Origin of the sequence: Aeromonas cavernicola (genome assembly GCF_002795305.1) — a bacterium.
Classification (GTDB): Bacteria; Pseudomonadota; Gammaproteobacteria; order Enterobacterales; family Aeromonadaceae; genus Aeromonas; species Aeromonas cavernicola.
In genome coordinates this window covers 1-15,837 of sequence record NZ_PGGC01000115.1, presented here as the reverse complement: position 1 = coordinate 15,837, position 15,837 = coordinate 1, and the positions used below count along the sequence as shown (strand labels likewise).

Below are 15,837 nucleotides of genomic sequence, written 5' to 3'. Positions count from 1 at the left end.
GGGGTCAGGTCAGCCACATTCCAACCACGACCACACTCAGCCAGCTTAATACGGTGCTCTGTTACGACGGTTACCTGACCCCCCCTCACCATAGCCAGCACTGCATTGGTGCCAGTTATGGCCGTAACCAAACGTCACTGGCGTTTAGCGCCGAGGAGCAGACCCACAATCAGGCACGCCTGCAAGCCTGCTTGCCTGATCAAGGCTGGCCTAGCGAAGTCGATGTCAGCGCTAACGACGCCCGCGTCGGCGTACGCTGCGCCAGCCGAGATCACTTGCCCGTGGTGGGGCCGGTGGTTCGGGTAACGGCGCTGACAGAGCGTTACGACAGCACAGGACTCGATGCACAGCAACCCGCCGCGCCACTGCCGCTTTATCGTGGCTTGTATGTGCTCGGGGCGCTCGGCTCACGCGGTTTATGCACCGCCTCCCTGTGTGGTGAGCTGCTCGCCAGCGAGATCTGTGGCGATCCCTTACCGCTGGCGACGGATCTCCTCGAGGCTCTCCATCCGGCCCGTTACTGGGTACGTAAGCTGCTCAAAGGCAAGCCACTGCCGTCCATTAAGGGCGACCAGCGCTTGGCAAACGTCGACGTGGCTCACACCCCATCACTCGCCAAGTCGCCAGACGGATGCAGATAGACATACACTCCCGCCACTTTTTCCAACTGAGACCTGAAACATGCTAGAACTCATCATCGGCACCTTGGTCACCCTCGTGGTCGGCCGCGCCATTTTCAAAGGATACTCTGCCACGGGGGTGCTCCTCAGCGGCGGGCTATTACTGCTCGTCATCACCGCGCTGATGGGCAAACCCGTCCTGCCAAGCAAGGTCACCAGCACCGGTTACCTCGCCACCGACATCTTCGAATATGTCCGTTTCTTGCTCAACGATCGTGGCGGCGGACTGGGGATGTTGATCATGGTGCTGTGTGGTTTTGCCGGCTACATGAGCCACATCGGTGCCAACACCATGCTGGTGAAGCTGGCTAGCAAACCGCTCGGTATTATCAAATCCCCCTATATCCTGTTGGTCGCCGCCTATCTGGTCGCCTGCGCCATGTCGCTGGCGGTCAGTTCAGCGACCGGCCTTGGGGTCTTGCTGATGGCAACACTGTTCCCGTTGATGGTCAACATGGGGATCTCCCGTGGCGCCGCCGCCGCGGTATGTGCCTCACCTGCCGCCATCATTTTGGCCCCCACCTCTGGCGATGTGGTGATGGCCGCGCAAGCCGCCAACATGCCGCTGCTGGACTTTGCCTTTAAGCTCACCTTGCCCATTTCACTGGCCGCGATCGCCTGCATGGCAGTGACCCACTTCTTTTGGCAACGCTATCTCGACAATAAGTCAGGTGAACACAATGAACCGGTCGCCGCAGGGGATCTGCTGACCACCGCCCCCGCGTTCTATGCCATTCTGCCGTTTGCCCCCATCATCGGGGTGCTGGTGTTTGACGGCAAATGGGGCCCACAGCTGGATATCGTCACCATCATCGTGATGTGCATGGTGTTAGCTAGCCTGCTAGAGCTGGTGCGGGTTCGTGACGGGAAAGCCCTGCTCGATGGCTTGCAAGTGTGCTGGCGCCACATGGCGGATGCCTTTGCTGGGGTAGTGATGCTGCTCGTGGGGGCGGGGGTCTTCGCCCAAGGCCTGTTAACCATCGGCTTTATCGATACCCTGCTGGCCCATGCCCAAGATTTGGGATCGGGGGGGGTGATCATGATGCTATCCTTGGTGGTGATCACCACCTTGGCCGCCTTCACTACAGGCTCGGGCAATGCGCCCTTCTATGCCTTTGTCGAGCTGATCCCCAACTTAGCCAACAGCCTTGGCATCAACCCCGCTTATCTGGTGATCCCGATGCTACAAGCCTCCAATCTGGGCCGCACCATCTCCCCGGTGTCCGGGGTCGTGGTGGCCTGTGCCGGCATGGGTAATCTGTCGCCTTTTGAGGTAGTTAAACGCACCTCTCTGCCGGTTGCGGTCGGCCTCTTGGTGGTGATCATCGCCACCCAGATCATGGTGCCAGCCTGATCTAACACCAGCCTAGCAGCACAGCTGGGCTGGTCTCTTACCCCCCCTTGCAGTAGACTCGGCGCTCTTTTTCTAAGGAGGACCGAGATGAACATAACGGTTCAACTTGCCCATTTCAGCGATTGTCACTCCCATTTTGATGGGGCGCCGATCCACTTCTCTCCCCCCGGCGAGTCACCATGGCATACCCAGTGCGGCGGTTATGCTCGGATCTTAACCCGCCTGACCCAGTTACGGGCCANNTCGATCTGGGCAATGGCCCGTTACTGGATTTTCTGCGCCAAATCAGGTTCCCCGTGCTGGCAGCCAATATGGACAACCGCCAAGAGCCCACTGATAGCGCAGGGCTGCGCACCCTCCCCCTGCTTTATGATGGCAACCGACCTTGGCTACGCCGGATGGTAGGTCCAGTGCCTTTCGCCTTCATGGGGATCACCCTGCCCCAAATGGCCGCCATTGCGAACCCCGATCCCCACACCCATTTTCAGGACGTGACCGACACCCTGACGCGGGTACTGGCACAGATCAAGGCCGAGGGGATCCGCCATATCGTGCTCCTGAGTCACCTCGGGCTTGTGCAAGATCAGCAGCTGGCCGCACATTTTCCCGAACTTAGCCTGATTGTCGGTGGCCATACCCATAGCCTGCTCGGCGATCTAGCCCCCCTCGGGCTCGTTAGTGAGGGCACATATCCGCTGATGCAAAACGGGGTCGCCATTGTTCATGCTGGCCACAGTGCGCTTTGTCTTGGCATTGCTGAGCTCACCTTTAACCACCAAGGCCGAGTGGTGGATAGCCAAGGCCAGCTCGAATGGCTGCCTTGGCAGCCTTGGCCATTCGCCTCCACGCCCCCCAAAGGGCTCACGTTCTGCGAGCCAGACGCGATATTAGAGCAGCGGCTGGCCACCGATTATCGGCCCGAGATCACCACCATGAGCTTGCGTATCGTCACCAAGCTCAGCCACCCGCTGCACCACCAACGCTTGCCAGACGACCAGTTACCGCACGGCAGTCAGCTGACACCGCTTGTAGCTGAAGCCATGCTGGCCGTGGCCCGTGAGCAAGTGGGCCAGGTGGATTTTGCCCTGCATAACGCCGGCGGCGTGCGCTGCTCTTTGGCGGCAGGACCGTTAAGTGAGGCTGATATCGCCGGTCGCCTGCTCCCGTTTGCGATTCCCCTCACCCTCTATCGGGTGCATGGCCACGAACTGGCAGAAGCGCTGGAAAGTGCCATCGACAATGCCACCAATAATGGAGTCATCGGCAATGGCAGCGGCAGCTTTCCTTACACCGCTGGGGTGCGTTTTTGTTATCAGGCGAACCAACCTAAAGGGCAACGGATCAGCAAACTGGAGTGGGAGCAAGCCCCCGGACATTGGCAACCCGTGGTGGCCGATACCGTCTATCGCGGGGTCTCTAGCGCCTATACCGCCTCCGGCAAAGAGGGCTATACCGCGCTGGCTCGCACCCTGACCCAGCATAATCAAGAGCTCGGCCTCACCTTGGCGGATGCGTTTATTCGCTGGGCACGGGGGCAACCGACCCTCACAGCCCGCCCACCGTTAATCCACTACCACCCTTTGCAGACAGCGGGGGCATGACCTTCAGTCTGTTAGCCATGGGATGCCAGCTCACGCTAAAGGCGGGGCTGTTACCGCTTACAGCCCCCTATCAACCCTGCGCCTCTGGCTTTTTTGCCAGAATATTTGTCCCACACGGGCCTGCGCCATTGCATCACACTGCCGAGCTCGGCAAGATAGGCGCGCTTTCAAGACCAGCAGCAGGAACAGGCGACTTCATGAATCACTCCATTCGTTTTACTCCCCCTCGGCTCAATCCCGCCATTACGTTCAGCGCGCTGCTGCTCACGGCACTGCTGGCACTGCTCTTTTGCCTGCGCAATCCGCTGTTATATGCCATGGCCCCAGGCTTTGATGCCTCGCTGTTCGCGGTGATGGGCAAAATGTGGCACGAAGGCGGGGTGCTTTATAAAGACATGATCGACATTAAAGGGCCGATGATTTTTGCCATCGATGCGCTAGGTTATGGCCTCGGGGGCTTTGTCGGCATTTGGGCGCTGGAGTGGGGTCTCTGCTGGCTAGGGCTGTTAGCCAGTTGGCAAGCATTTGCGCAGCTTGGCCTTTCGTTTCGGGCTCGGCTTGGCGCCATGCTGGCGGTGCTCGCCTTGTATGGCACGCGCTACTACTACGGCAACATGACCGAAGACTGGACCTTTCATCTCGCCCTCATCGCCCAGTGGGCCTTTATTACCTTGTTATTGGACAAGGAGTTTCGCTGGTGGCCCGCTCTGGTCGCGGGTCTTAGCTTCGCCATCGTCGCATGGATGCGCACCAATAATGGTGCCTTCTGGGGCGGCTGGTATTTGGTGCTGTTTTGCCACTGGTGTTGGCACGAGAAGTGGCGCGATGCCATTGTGCTGCTCATCTCCAGCTTAGTGGGGCTCGCCTTAATTGGCGGCCCACTGTATGCCTACTTCCAACAGCACGACCTGCTCGCGGCGTTTAAATATTACGCCTTCGATATCTTCTTCGAGGGGAGCTACGGCAACGGTATCTCCCTCATGGTGGGTGCGGTCGGCCTGCTGCGCACTGGCCTGATTATGCTGCTGCCCCCGTTTGTCTTGTTGATGTTAAGCCGGCGGCAAGAGTGGCACCTACCGGTCTTGCTGGCCACCCTGTTTGGCGTGCTGTTTACCCTGATCGCTAACTCGGTTTCCGGCCATATCTTTGATCATTACGATGTGCTGTATCTGCAATTAGCCCTGCTGCCCTTGGCCGTGTTGCTCGATCGCAGCGAACAGCAAGCGGACGCCATCGGCCTGCTTTGTATCTCGCTGGTGGTGTTGACCGCCAGTTGGCTGTTGGCCCAACAATTGGGTTATGGCTGGAGTACCAAGGAGTGGTCGCTGGCCCGTGTCGGTGAGGTGCTGGGTAATAGCCTACTGTGGGCACTACCAGTGTTGATCCTGATCCCGCTCTGGCGCGCGTGGGATGTACGCAGTACCACCCCCTGGCTGGCGACACTGGCCATGCTGCTGATCATGGTCAACAACGCCTGGGAGGGCACCCAGAAAGGGCGGCCGTTCAATCCCGCAGCGCAAGTACGGGTTGACCGTATTAAGGCAGAAACCACGACCACCGATACCATCTGGGTCGATGGCATCCAACCGCAATATTATCTGTGGACTGATCGCCAACCCGCCTCGGCTTACCTGTTCTTTGCCAACGTCAACCCCCCTTATGACGTGCGCGCTCGGATATTGGCCGACCTTGAGCGCCAGCAGCCCAAATTCATCATCGCCAAACCGGAACGCATTAGTGAGGAGCTGAAAAAACCGACCTCCCCCTCTCACCTCGCCTTCTATCAATATCTGGCGAGCCAATATGAGTCCGTTGAACCGGGGCTCTATCGTAAGCGCTGATCGTCGTTATTGAGGCGTGACAACCCACCAAGGGCGGCCATTCGGTCGCCCTTGGTGGTTTTCGGTTACTAGCGGCGGTCGGGAAGGTAGGCAAGCTGGCTCGGGATCATTACAATAGCGCCCCTTGTTAACGACACATGACTAAGCGCTAATCTAAGCGTGAATTGATAAGCGTAAGTGGGTAACAGCCATGGCAGAATTGACCTATCTGGGGGGGTATCCTGACCCCCTCAAAGCACAAGTGCAGCAGCTGATTGCAACAGGCAAACTGGGAGAGATGCTGGCAAAGCGCTATCCAGAGAGCCATCAAATCCAGAGCGATAAGGCGCTGCTCGCTTATACCATGGGCCTTAAAAACCGCTACCTCAAAAGCTCAGCCCCGCTCGCTAAAGTGGTGTTTGATGGCAAAATCAATGTGATCAAAGATGCCCTTGGCCTGCACACTTATGTCAGCCGAGTACAAGGCAGCAAACTCAAGGCGAAAAATGAGATCCGGATTGCCGCCCTGTTTAAAGAGGCGCCAGCCCCCTTTCTGGCCATGATCGTGGTGCACGAGCTGGCGCACCTCAAAGAAAAAGATCACAACAAGAGCTTCTATCAACTCTGCCAACACATGGAGCCCGATTATCATCAGTTGGAGTTTGATCTCAGGCTCTGGCTCACTTGGCGGGATATCAACAACACCAATGGCTCACCGGCCGCCTAACAGGCGACCTCGGGCGGTGACGTTAACGGTTTACTTCAGCGGTGACTGCGGTCACGCCTGCTAGGCGCGTGGCCCATGGCTTGGCCAGCGCGTTTCTGCACGCTTATCAGCTCCTTCATCTGCTCTTCATTTTCCCCTTATTGGCCCAGATAGCCCGCCGCTGCGCGCTACCCTGACCAAACCTTCGTGAACAAGCCTGCGCGACCACGGCATTGGGGCGCTTGGCTTAGGATGCCATGCTCTCTTCCGGCATCCAGCTGTCGGCATTCTCCCATACCTCCTGCACCATGGCCTCTGCCCGCTCTTTATCCTCTTTACTGGCACGGCTCACGGTCAGGGACATCGTACTACCGGGGGCAACCCGCACGTGTAGGTCGGGGAAGGTTTCCCCCAACTGCTTGAGCAGGGCTTGGCGCAGCGCCTCCATGGTAGAGGTCGGGATCTGATGTTTTTTGTCGATGATGATTTCCAGACGCATTAGTGTGACTCCATGATGAGGTACTGTATTTATATACAGCCATTTTTATCTGGTGTGACCCAAAAGTAAAGCCCCTTGCCATAACAAAGAGGGGGCGTCGTCAAAAAAGATCCAGCTGCTGGCCACATATGCGCTCAAACGACTCGCCAACAAAGGGCAAAATGGCCTCCGCAATGGGTCGCAACTGCTTCTCGATGTAGTGTTCGTAGTCGATGGCACTGCGTTGATATTCGAGCGGTTCTGGCCCATTGACGGTCATCACATAGGCGATAGTGCCGCGATGTTGATAACGTTGCGGCAGGCCACGACGCAGGTTCTCCTCGTCAGCCAGCCGCGCCGCCCGCACATGAGGCGGCACGTTCTTTTGATACTCTTCGAGTTTTTGGCGCAGCCGCTTACGATAGACCAGCAGCGGATCGTGCTGACCGGTACGGGTCTGATCCACCATGCTGCGCACATAACCACACGAGTCTTCATCGTGAAACACCAGCTCATAGAGGCGAGTTTGAAACTGCTTGGCCAGCGCCGTCCAATCTGTGCGTACCGACTCCAGCCCCTTGAACACCAGCTGCTCCCCCCCTTCACTGGCGGTGCCCACCAGCCCTGCATAACGCTTCTTGCTGCCTTTCTCTAACCCACGGATGGTCGGCATCAGAAAGCGGCGATAGTGAGTCTCGTATTGGATCTCTAAATAGCTCGGTAAGTCGAACTCTCGGCTAATCAACGCCGCCCACTGCTCGTTGATCAGGGTGGCCAAGCCATGGCCAATCTCATCGGCCTGCACTGCGGTGATCTCCTGCCCCAGATGAACGAAAGTGGAATCCGTATCGCCATAGATCACCTCGAACCCTTGCGTCTCAATCCACTCGCGGGTCTGCTGCATGATGCTATGGCCGCGCAAGGTGATCGACGAAGCGAGCCTAGGATCGTAAAAGCGACATCCCCCCGACCCGAGCACGCCGTAAAAGGAGTTCATGATGATCTTGATGGCCTGGGACAATGCCTTGTCGTGCGCGGCTTTGGCGGCATCACGGGCCGCCCATAGGGTTGCAATCAGATCCGGCAAAAAGTGCCGATCGCGGGAAAACAGGGCGCCACGAAAACCAGGTACGGCGCGATCTGGCTGCTGCAGCCCCTCGATAAGTCCCATGGGATCGATACAGAACGTGCGGATGATGCTGGGATAGAGGCTTTTAAAATCGAGTACCAACACATGACGATAGAGCCCTGGCTTGGAGTCCATCACATAGCCACCAGGGCTTGCCAGGCCACCATCGGCGGGGAGGTTGGGGGCAACATAACCGCCCCGATGCAGCCTAGGTAGGTAGAGGTTGGTAAACGCGGCGACCGAGCCACCGACTCTATCCAGCTCAAGGCCGGTTAATGAGGCGCGCTGGATCGCAAAAGGGATGAGATGGCAATGCTCGAAGATCTCCCATACCAACTTGCAATCTTCGAGGTTATAGCGAGCCAGTGCTTCCTTGTCGCTGTGAAACAACTCGGTGATTTTCTCTCCCCGATTGGCCACATCCTCAATGTCTTTGCCACGCCCGAGCAATTCGCTCGCCACCGCATCTAGGCTATAGCTGGCAAACTGCCATGTCGCGCTTTTGAGGGTATCGATACCATCGAGCACCATCCGCCCAGGAATAATCACATTACCACTTTGGGGATCATGGCGAGCGGCGCGCCAAAAGCAGAGCTCGCGCCCTCGCCCAAGTCGCAGTCGCCGCTGCACAAGCTCGGCGCGGCGTAGTAGCAGGCGAAAGTCAAAATTAACCACGTTCCAACCCATCACCACATCAGGATCATGGCGCTGAAACCACCCTTCCAATGCACTGAACAGGGCATTTTCATCGGCGACCCATTCGACCTGCGTGAGCCAGCGACTGGCATTTTCCTCTGCGGCCCCGATCATGATGACGCGGGCATCCTGTTCGCTGTAAAGACCCACCGAGAAGAGCGCACCATCCATGGCGCACTCGACATCGAGGGAGACCCAAGAGAGGCGTGGGGTCAACGGCTGCGGCGCACAACGACCGTCATTGACCTCCCAATAACCGGGCTTACCCCCCTTTCTCACGGCGCGGCCAGTAAAACGCACCCCTGCGGTGATAAAACGCTCCATCAGGTAGCGTTCTGGCAGACGGATATCCGCCTCAAAGTGCTCCAAACCACGGATCAGCAACAGTTCGATGGCGCGGTGAAAGGCGCTTAAGGTGGCAAAATAGCAGCCCACAACAGCACGGCCATCAAAGGTGTGCAGCGGCAAGCGGCGAAACCGCCCACTCACGCCCGCGCCTTTGAACAGCTCGGCCGCCTCTGCCATGTGGCTATCGGGGAGAAAGAAGACCGGCTCTTGGCCTGGCACGACCAAGCGCACCGGACCCTGATCACTCCAGAGCCACATCACGATCTCAGTACGTGCCCCTTGGTTGCCTCCTGAACGTTGCCGTTCACGCACATCTCGACTATGCCGAGTCAGGATAAATCCCTCGGTCGGCGGGGCGGTCGATGCGCTATTAGCAATGGGGAGTTGGCTTGAACTCATAAGATAGAGAGCGGCGTGAGTGCGGGTATGAGACTATTGTACGTTCATACAGTACCTAGCCGCAATAACCACCAAGCGAAGCCCATCCCACCACATTGCTATGACGTGATAACTGAAGTGATTAGGAAGAGGAGTTATCGGCATCGGTCATTTTCATTAGAACTGGCAGGTCATCGTGCCCTGTTTTAATACTTTAAAAACAAATTCATCATTAACTCAATTGGCAGATAAACCCTCTAATACTCTGTTCCTTTTGCTCAGAACTGGCATAGTCTCAGATAACTCAATAGAATAACCCGCAATAACGGTGCTGGAGCCAGGCATGTATTACTACGTAGCAAGACAGCCTATTTTGGATCAACATCTCAATACCTATGCCTACGAGTTACTATTTCGCGACAGCCTTAATAATGTTTTCCCTTCTATTTCCTCGCAGCAGGCGACATCTCAATTAATCATTGAACAATTTCGGAAACAAAATATTGATCAGTTGCTGGAGGGCAAACCCTGTTTTGTTAATTTCCCTTATTCGCTGTTATTAGCCGGCTTGGCGGAATCACTGCCACAAGAGAAAGTGGTGATCGAGATCTTAGAAGATGTGCCGCCCGACGATATTTTGCTGAGCAAGGTGCAGCAGCTCCATCAATTAGGCTATCGATTGGCCCTAGACGATTTTACCATGAGTACGGAATGGGAGCGTTTTCTGCCCTTCATTCACATTATCAAATTTGACCTAAGAGCGACCCCACTCGATCAGATCACCCATTTTATCAAGCAGCATAAAGCCTTTAATCTCATGTACTTGGCAGAGAAGGTAGAAGACGAAGCAGAATTTGAGCGTGCCAAGCGCTTAGGTATTCATCTTTTTCAGGGCTTTTTCTTTAGTTACCCAGAGATGGTCAAGCAGAACGCCATACTCCCCCAGGCCAGCTCAGAGTAATGACCCCAGTCATCTCATCGGCAATCGCGATATCTTAGCGCCTATCCTATTAGGGCTATTACACTTGCCATTTTGATCCTGCGTAGTGCTCGAAATGTAGTGCTCGAAATACTGATCTACGCGGTGGTTTTCACGCGCGCTGCGTGACTAAATTAACTGCGCCACTGGGATAAATTCTATATATGCGATGACGCGACTTCCGTGAAGCGCTCAGAATATGGACATGATGAACAATGTCCGTGTTTTCACTGATGATTCACCTCTATGTTCCTGCTGCCAAGATTTAATTCATGCGTAACATATGATGATTTGCTAGCTAAAAAACGTGCAGCAGTAAGCGCAAGAAAATAACCTAGCTAGTGCAATCGCTCGCCCATTTACCCAATCAACAAATAGACTTGATGAAATATAAAATGAGATAAAAATAAGAGAAGCAAAAAACCCAAGCCCGCTCTGTGAGCGGGCTTGGGTTTTTAATTTGGTGCGTCCTAGTGGATTCGAACCACCGACCCCCACCATGTCAAGGTGATGCTCTAACCAGCTGAGCTAAGGACGCAAGGTCTATTTTTCTATTTTCTAAGCAGAGTGGTGGGTTTAATTGGATTCGAACCAACGACCCCTACCATGTCAAGGTAGTGCTCTAACCAACTGAGCTATAAACCCAAATCTGCTTTTACTTGGTCTGTGATGGTGCGTCCTAGTGGACTCGAACCACCGACCCCCACCATGTCAAGGTGGTGCTCTAACCAGCTGAGCTAAGGACGCATCACAGTAAAGTGGTGGGTTTAATTGGATTCGAACCAACGACCCCTACCATGTCAAGGTAGTGCTCTAACCAACTGAGCTATAAACCCACTTGCCACGCCACTGCTGACGTGGTCGGCATACTACCCATGGCCCCTAACGGTGTCAACACGCCATCACCACAAAGCGGACTGTTTGCCCAGTTCTTGCGCAGCCTGTTGATTTGACTGATGAGTACGCTCCTATTGCGCCTTAGAAAGGGCATGACAGGCGGTTGGCGTTGCAAAGCGACCATAGACGTGTTGCAACCTTGCCCCCAGCATCACCGCGGCGCAGGTCAGGCCAACGATAAACCCAATCCAAAAGCCTTGCGGCCCCATTCGCGGAACGATCCAATCCGTCAACCCGAGGATCATCCCTGTCGGCAATCCCAACCCCCAATACGCCACCAAGGTGACATAAAAGATGGCCTTGGTGTCCTTATAGCCACGTAGTGCTGCTGCGGCCACCACCTGTACCGAATCCGAGAGCTGGTAGATAGCGGCGAACAACAGCAGTGCCGCCGCGAGGGCAATCACCTGCGGCTCATCGGTATAAATAGCCGCAATCTGCTCACGCAGTAACACGGTGAGAGTAGCGGTGCCCGCTGCCACCGTTGCCCCCAGCATCAGTCCGGTGCGCGCCGCCACCCGCGCATGGGCAGGTAACCCCTCGCCGATGTTATGGCCAACCCGAATGGTCACCCCCACCCCGATGGAAAGCGGCAGCATAAACAGCAGGCTCGAGAAATTGAGCGCGATCTGATGACTCGCCACCGTCTCGGCACCCAAAGGGGCAAGCATCAACGCGACCACGGCAAACAGGGTGACTTCACAAAAAATCGCCATGGCGATGGGAAATCCTAGTCGGAACAGGCGCCAAATTCGGCTGCCATTAGGCCGTGCGAGCTGAGAGAACAGGCGAATATCGCGAAAATGGCGGGAGAGCTTCACGTAGAGCAGCATCGCCAGCAACATGGCCCACAACACAATCGCCGTGGCCACGCCGCAGCCCACCCCACCCAGTTTTGGCATGCCAAAATAACCGTGGATAAAGATGTAGTTGGCTGGGATATTCACCGCTAAGCCAACAAAGCCAATCACCATGGTCGGTAAGGTATGGGAGAGCCCTTCACTGAAGTTACGCAGCACCTGAAACAACACAAAAGCCGGTAGGCCCCACAAGATCGCGTGTAAATAACCGGTGGTCTTCGCCACCATCACCGGCTCGACCGTCATTAGCTGCAGGGCTAACGGGCTGAAATAGAGGGCCGTCATCGCCAATGGCGTGACCATTAACGCCAGCCAAACACCTTGATGCACCGCCGGACGCACCTCATCGCGTTTGCGCGCACCATTGAGCTGAGAGACGATAGGAGTGAGCGCCATGATGATCCCTTGCACCAGCAAGATGATCGGCAGCCAAAAACTGGAGGCCACCGACACCGCCGCCAGATCCACCGCACTCACCTGCCCAGCCATCACGGTATCAACAAAGTTCATGGCAATTTGAGCAACTTGGGCGACCAGGATCGGGCTCGCTAGCCGCACCAGTTGTTTTACCTCAGACCAATAACGTTGCACTGGCACCTCCGAGTGGATAAGAGAGAAAAGATAACAAGCAGGGGATCGCGTCTGAAGGCATTCATGACAGACGACACGCCGGCTGACGATTAGGCGTCTTGGTGATCGCTTATCAATAAATTGGCGGCGGCATAAGCGGCCTGTGCCCGTAGCTCCGAGGGCACCCGCTCGTCCGCCGCGACGGCATTAAGGGCCCGCACGCTGCTGGCAATCGCCTGCGGAATGTAACCCAACTCGCCAGAACCGATCTGGCTATAGGCGGCACGCACCGCTTCACAACACTCATACACTGTCATGGTTTGCTTCCTTGAACTGCAAGATAGCGGGCAAATATAGCGGTTTTCCCTCCTGCTTGTCTGCGCCATCCTTGTAATTTGACCACACCTCGGTAAATTGGGCCCCCAGCCGCGCCAGAGTGCGCCATGAAAAACCTCATGTTTAAGGCAACCAAACTCACGATTAACTCATTGTTTTCATGTCATGTTGCCACCTGCAGTCAGCGGGGGCCCCGTTGGTGGAGAGCACAGTATGTTTACCGGTATCGTACAGGGAGTGGCTGCACTGGTTGCCATTGAAGAGCAGGTTGCCTTTCGCAGTCATGTGATCCAAATGCCAAGCATCGCTTGGGGAGAGGGATTAGTGGTGGGGGCCTCGGTAGCCCATAACGGCTGTTGCCTGACCGTCACGCAGATCGAGGGGGATAGGGTCCATTTTGATCTGATGCAGGAGACGCTGCGCTTGACTAACCTCGGTCAGTTGCAGCTCGGTGATAAGGTCAATGTGGAGCGGGCAGCCCGCTTTGGCGATGAGATCGGCGGCCATGCCATGTCTGGTCATATCATGGGGATGGCGAAGGTGAGCGCAGTGATCGACAGCCCAAACAACCGCCAAGTGTGGTATCGACTTGCCCCCGAGCTGATGAAGTACGTGCTGACCAAGGGCTATATCGGCATTGATGGCATCAGTTTGACCGTTGGCGAGGTGCGCGCCAATACCTTTTGCGTCAACCTGATCCCCGAGACACTGGCCCGCACCAACTTAGGCTGGGTCAAGGAGGGGTGGCAGACCAACATCGAGATCGACCCACAAACCCAAGCCATCGTCGATACCGTGGAGCGGGTACTTGCCGCTCGGCAACGTGCATAGCCTAGTGGGTCAATCCGCTATCCTCTGGCATGGTAAACTGGCAAACCACCGCGGAACACACTTAACAAAGCGCAGGGCCTGCACCATGCAGGTCCTGCGGATAAATAGTTCACCCTGAGCGTTGGCTATCGCTGTCAGCTAACACCACTGCTCGTTATCATCACCCTCGACAAACAGCCGTAGCCTATCGTGTACCTCATCGCGGTATAAACGCAGATGGATAGGGTGACAGCAGGCTTTGCAATCTTCGTAGAACACTTGATCCCCTTGGCTGGCATCCAGTTCCACTGACGTCAGGTGACCGCAATGGGGGCAGCTAATACGCTGATGGATGTAGTCGATCATGGTCACCTCCTTGGCCCTTCGGCCGCTGTATCTGTGATCCTAGCCAATTTTTGGCCAACACAGCGAGGCTCACGCCATGACGTATGGCAGGGCAACAGCGCGCTAGACTACCCCACCCAGCGGGCCAACATGGCCGCATCCAGCTCGGTCAGGGAGCGCAGTTGATGATCCGCAATGGCTAAACGGGGATCGCCCACCAAGGCGGGGTCTGGCACGATCAGCGCCTGCATCGAGGCCGCCTTAGCCGCCAGCAGGCCGGTAAAGCTGTCCTCAATGGCCAGACACTCAACGGGCAACACCCCCAATTTTTCGGCGGCATGAATATACACATCAGGGTGCGGCTTACCAAAACGCTCCACCTCAGCAGAGTGCACCGCTAAAAAACGCTCGCGAATACCGAGTTTCCCCAGCACCGCCTCAACCATGGCAAAGGGGGATGAGGTGGCCAGCCCAATTTTGAGTCCACGCCCCTCGATCAGGGCCAATGTCTCCAGCACCCCGGCTTTGGCTTGGCCTTCGCTTAAAATCAGGGCAACCACCTGATCGAGGATCTGCTGCACCACCTCTGCTGGGGTCGGGCCATGCCAAGGACGTTGGCGATACCAGTGGGCCACCAGCTGATCGATGCGCACACCGATAGTGGATTCACAATCGGCCTGCGAAAGGGGTTGCCCCAAGGCAGCAAAAACGGCCATCTGAGCCCGTTGCCAAAAGGGTTCCGAATCGATGAGCACGCCATCCATATCGAAAATCACGGCAGTTAACATTTTGTACTCCTGACATAGGTGAAGGGGGGATTATAAGCGAGGCGCCTCAATGCAAAAGGAGCATTGCCATGCCCCTTGCGCCCGTTCACATCAGCAAACGTTTGTTATGTACCTAGCAGTCCGTTAGGTTTGTTGAATCGCGGTGCCCCCACAATCCCTCATTCTTACCAGTTGAAAGTTTAATTTTTTTGCTTTTACTGCACAAATATTGAACCCTCTCTTCGGTAAGGTTGGTCCAACTGGCAATTGTCCTAGTGCTACGCCATTCACCACCTGTTGAATTTTCTTTAAGCCAAGTATTAACTCTATGCATTTCACAGGCTTCACGAACCTTTTCGTGGAGATATTGAGCCCCGTAGACAGTAAGACCTGCAATCGCCCCACCGGATCCACCAACTACAATACCTTCCCAAATATTACTTCCCATGCTTAATACCTATTTGATTCATAGCAGCACATCGACCTTGGCGGCCACGGCTTTGGCTTTTTCCACAGCTTCCTGGCAATCCAGCCCACGGGCCAGCGCCACACCAAGGCGACGGCGACCGGCGATCTCCGGCTTGCCAAACAGCCGTAACTGCGCCCCCGGCACCAAGGCCAGCGCTTCACCCATCCCTTGATAGCGAATATTCTGGCTGTGCCCGTCACGCAGTACCACCGCAGAGGCACTGGGCCCATAGTGGGTAATCGTGCCGATCGGCAGCCCGAGGATAGCGCGAACATGGAGGGCGAATTCGGAGAGATCTTGAGAAATCAGGGTGACCATGCCGGTATCGTGTGGACGAGGAGAGACTTCGCTAAACCACACCTCATCCCCTTTGACAAACAGCTCGACCCCAAACAAGCCATAGCCGCCGAGGGCCTCCACCACCTTGGCGGCCACCTCTTTGGCCCGGGCCAGTGCCACAGCGCTCATCTGCTGGGGCTGCCACGATTCGCGGTAATCCCCCTCCTCCTGACGATGACCAATCGGCTGGCAAAAATGGATGCCATCCACGGCACGTATCGTGAGCAGGGTAATTTCGTATTCAAAGGGCACAAAGCCTGTCTCTTATACACATC

Annotated in this window: 12 protein-coding genes, 4 tRNA genes and 3 pseudogenes; 7 read left to right on the top strand and 12 right to left on the bottom strand. The window is 56.0% G+C overall.

Annotated features, from left to right (window positions below):
• The 5 genes and pseudogenes from mnmC1 to CUC53_RS12895 all read left to right on the top strand — a co-directional run.
• Positions 1-554: pseudogene (gene mnmC1 / locus CUC53_RS12915) on the top strand (FAD-dependent 5-carboxymethylaminomethyl-2-thiouridine(34) oxidoreductase MnmC1); the annotation flags it as partial.
• Between the two features lie 127 nt (positions 555-681).
• The gene (gene dcuC / locus CUC53_RS12910; RefSeq protein ID WP_100294535.1) at positions 682-2,034 is read left to right on the top strand and encodes an anaerobic C4-dicarboxylate transporter DcuC; all 1,353 of its coding nucleotides are present in this window, start codon (positions 682-684) and stop codon (positions 2,032-2,034) included.
• Between the two features lie 243 nt (positions 2,035-2,277).
• Positions 2,278-3,635 (top strand): bifunctional metallophosphatase/5'-nucleotidase (locus CUC53_RS12905; protein ID WP_236757919.1); only part of this gene is annotated, 1,358 nt, incomplete at its 5' end.
• A 197-nt stretch (positions 3,636-3,832) separates the two neighbouring features.
• The gene (locus tag CUC53_RS12900; RefSeq protein ID WP_167386755.1) at positions 3,833-5,476 is read left to right on the top strand and encodes a hypothetical protein; all 1,644 of its coding nucleotides are present in this window, start codon (positions 3,833-3,835) and stop codon (positions 5,474-5,476) included.
• A 190-nt stretch (positions 5,477-5,666) separates the two neighbouring features.
• Complete coding sequence (locus tag CUC53_RS12895; RefSeq protein ID WP_100294534.1) at positions 5,667-6,182, top strand: M48 metallopeptidase family protein; 516 nt, start codon at positions 5,667-5,669, stop codon at positions 6,180-6,182.
• A gap of 226 nt (positions 6,183-6,408) precedes the next feature.
• Here CUC53_RS12895 and CUC53_RS12890 read toward each other — a convergent pair whose 3' ends face one another.
• Entirely contained in the window at positions 6,409-6,660 is a 252-nt protein-coding gene (locus CUC53_RS12890) for a DinI family protein (protein WP_100294533.1), read from the bottom strand.
• A gap of 100 nt (positions 6,661-6,760) precedes the next feature.
• Complete coding sequence (locus tag CUC53_RS12885) at positions 6,761-9,211, bottom strand: DNA polymerase II (protein ID WP_100294532.1); 2,451 nt, start codon at positions 9,209-9,211, stop codon at positions 6,761-6,763.
• Between the two features lie 322 nt (positions 9,212-9,533).
• Here CUC53_RS12885 and CUC53_RS12880 point away from each other — a divergent pair.
• Positions 9,534-10,133, top strand: a pseudogene (locus CUC53_RS12880) (EAL and HDOD domain-containing protein); the annotation flags it as partial.
• A 497-nt stretch (positions 10,134-10,630) separates the two neighbouring features.
• Here CUC53_RS12880 and CUC53_RS12875 read toward each other — a convergent pair.
• The 6 genes from CUC53_RS12875 to CUC53_RS12850 form a co-directional block, all read right to left on the bottom strand.
• A tRNA-Val gene (locus CUC53_RS12875) sits at positions 10,631-10,707 on the bottom strand.
• Between the two features lie 30 nt (positions 10,708-10,737).
• Positions 10,738-10,814 (bottom strand) — tRNA-Val (locus CUC53_RS12870).
• A 25-nt stretch (positions 10,815-10,839) separates the two neighbouring features.
• Positions 10,840-10,916 (bottom strand) — tRNA-Val (locus CUC53_RS12865).
• A gap of 12 nt (positions 10,917-10,928) precedes the next feature.
• Positions 10,929-11,005: transfer RNA gene (locus CUC53_RS12860), tRNA-Val, on the bottom strand.
• A gap of 132 nt (positions 11,006-11,137) precedes the next feature.
• Positions 11,138-12,517 carry an MATE family efflux transporter gene (locus CUC53_RS12855; protein WP_100294530.1) on the bottom strand — a complete coding sequence of 460 codons (1,380 nt, stop codon included), beginning with the start codon at positions 12,515-12,517 and terminating at the stop codon, positions 11,138-11,140.
• A gap of 89 nt (positions 12,518-12,606) precedes the next feature.
• The gene (locus CUC53_RS12850) at positions 12,607-12,813 is read right to left on the bottom strand and encodes a YaeP family protein (RefSeq protein WP_100294529.1); all 207 of its coding nucleotides are present in this window, start codon (positions 12,811-12,813) and stop codon (positions 12,607-12,609) included.
• A gap of 232 nt (positions 12,814-13,045) precedes the next feature.
• Between CUC53_RS12850 and CUC53_RS12845 the strand changes: the two genes are divergently transcribed.
• Complete coding sequence (locus tag CUC53_RS12845) at positions 13,046-13,663, top strand: riboflavin synthase subunit alpha (RefSeq protein ID WP_100294528.1); 618 nt, start codon at positions 13,046-13,048, stop codon at positions 13,661-13,663.
• Positions 13,664-13,801: 138 nt separating this feature from the next.
• Here the strand turns inward: CUC53_RS12845 and CUC53_RS12840 are convergent, their stop codons facing one another.
• The 4 genes and pseudogenes from CUC53_RS12840 to CUC53_RS12830 all read right to left on the bottom strand — a co-directional run.
• Complete coding sequence (locus tag CUC53_RS12840) at positions 13,802-14,008, bottom strand: CPXCG motif-containing cysteine-rich protein (protein WP_100294527.1); 207 nt, start codon at positions 14,006-14,008, stop codon at positions 13,802-13,804.
• Positions 14,009-14,115: 107 nt separating this feature from the next.
• Positions 14,116-14,775, bottom strand: coding sequence for a hexitol phosphatase HxpB (gene hxpB / locus CUC53_RS12835; protein ID WP_100294526.1), 660 nt, complete (start codon positions 14,773-14,775; stop codon positions 14,116-14,118).
• 112 nt (positions 14,776-14,887) lie between these two features.
• Positions 14,888-15,202 (bottom strand): hypothetical protein, encoded by a 315-nt coding sequence (locus CUC53_RS18890; RefSeq protein ID WP_157798270.1) that lies wholly within the window; start codon positions 15,200-15,202, stop codon positions 14,888-14,890.
• An 18-nt stretch (positions 15,203-15,220) separates the two neighbouring features.
• A pseudogene (locus tag CUC53_RS12830) lies at positions 15,221-15,820 on the bottom strand (ATP-grasp domain-containing protein); the annotation flags it as partial.
• Between the last annotated feature and the right edge of the window lie 17 nt (positions 15,821-15,837).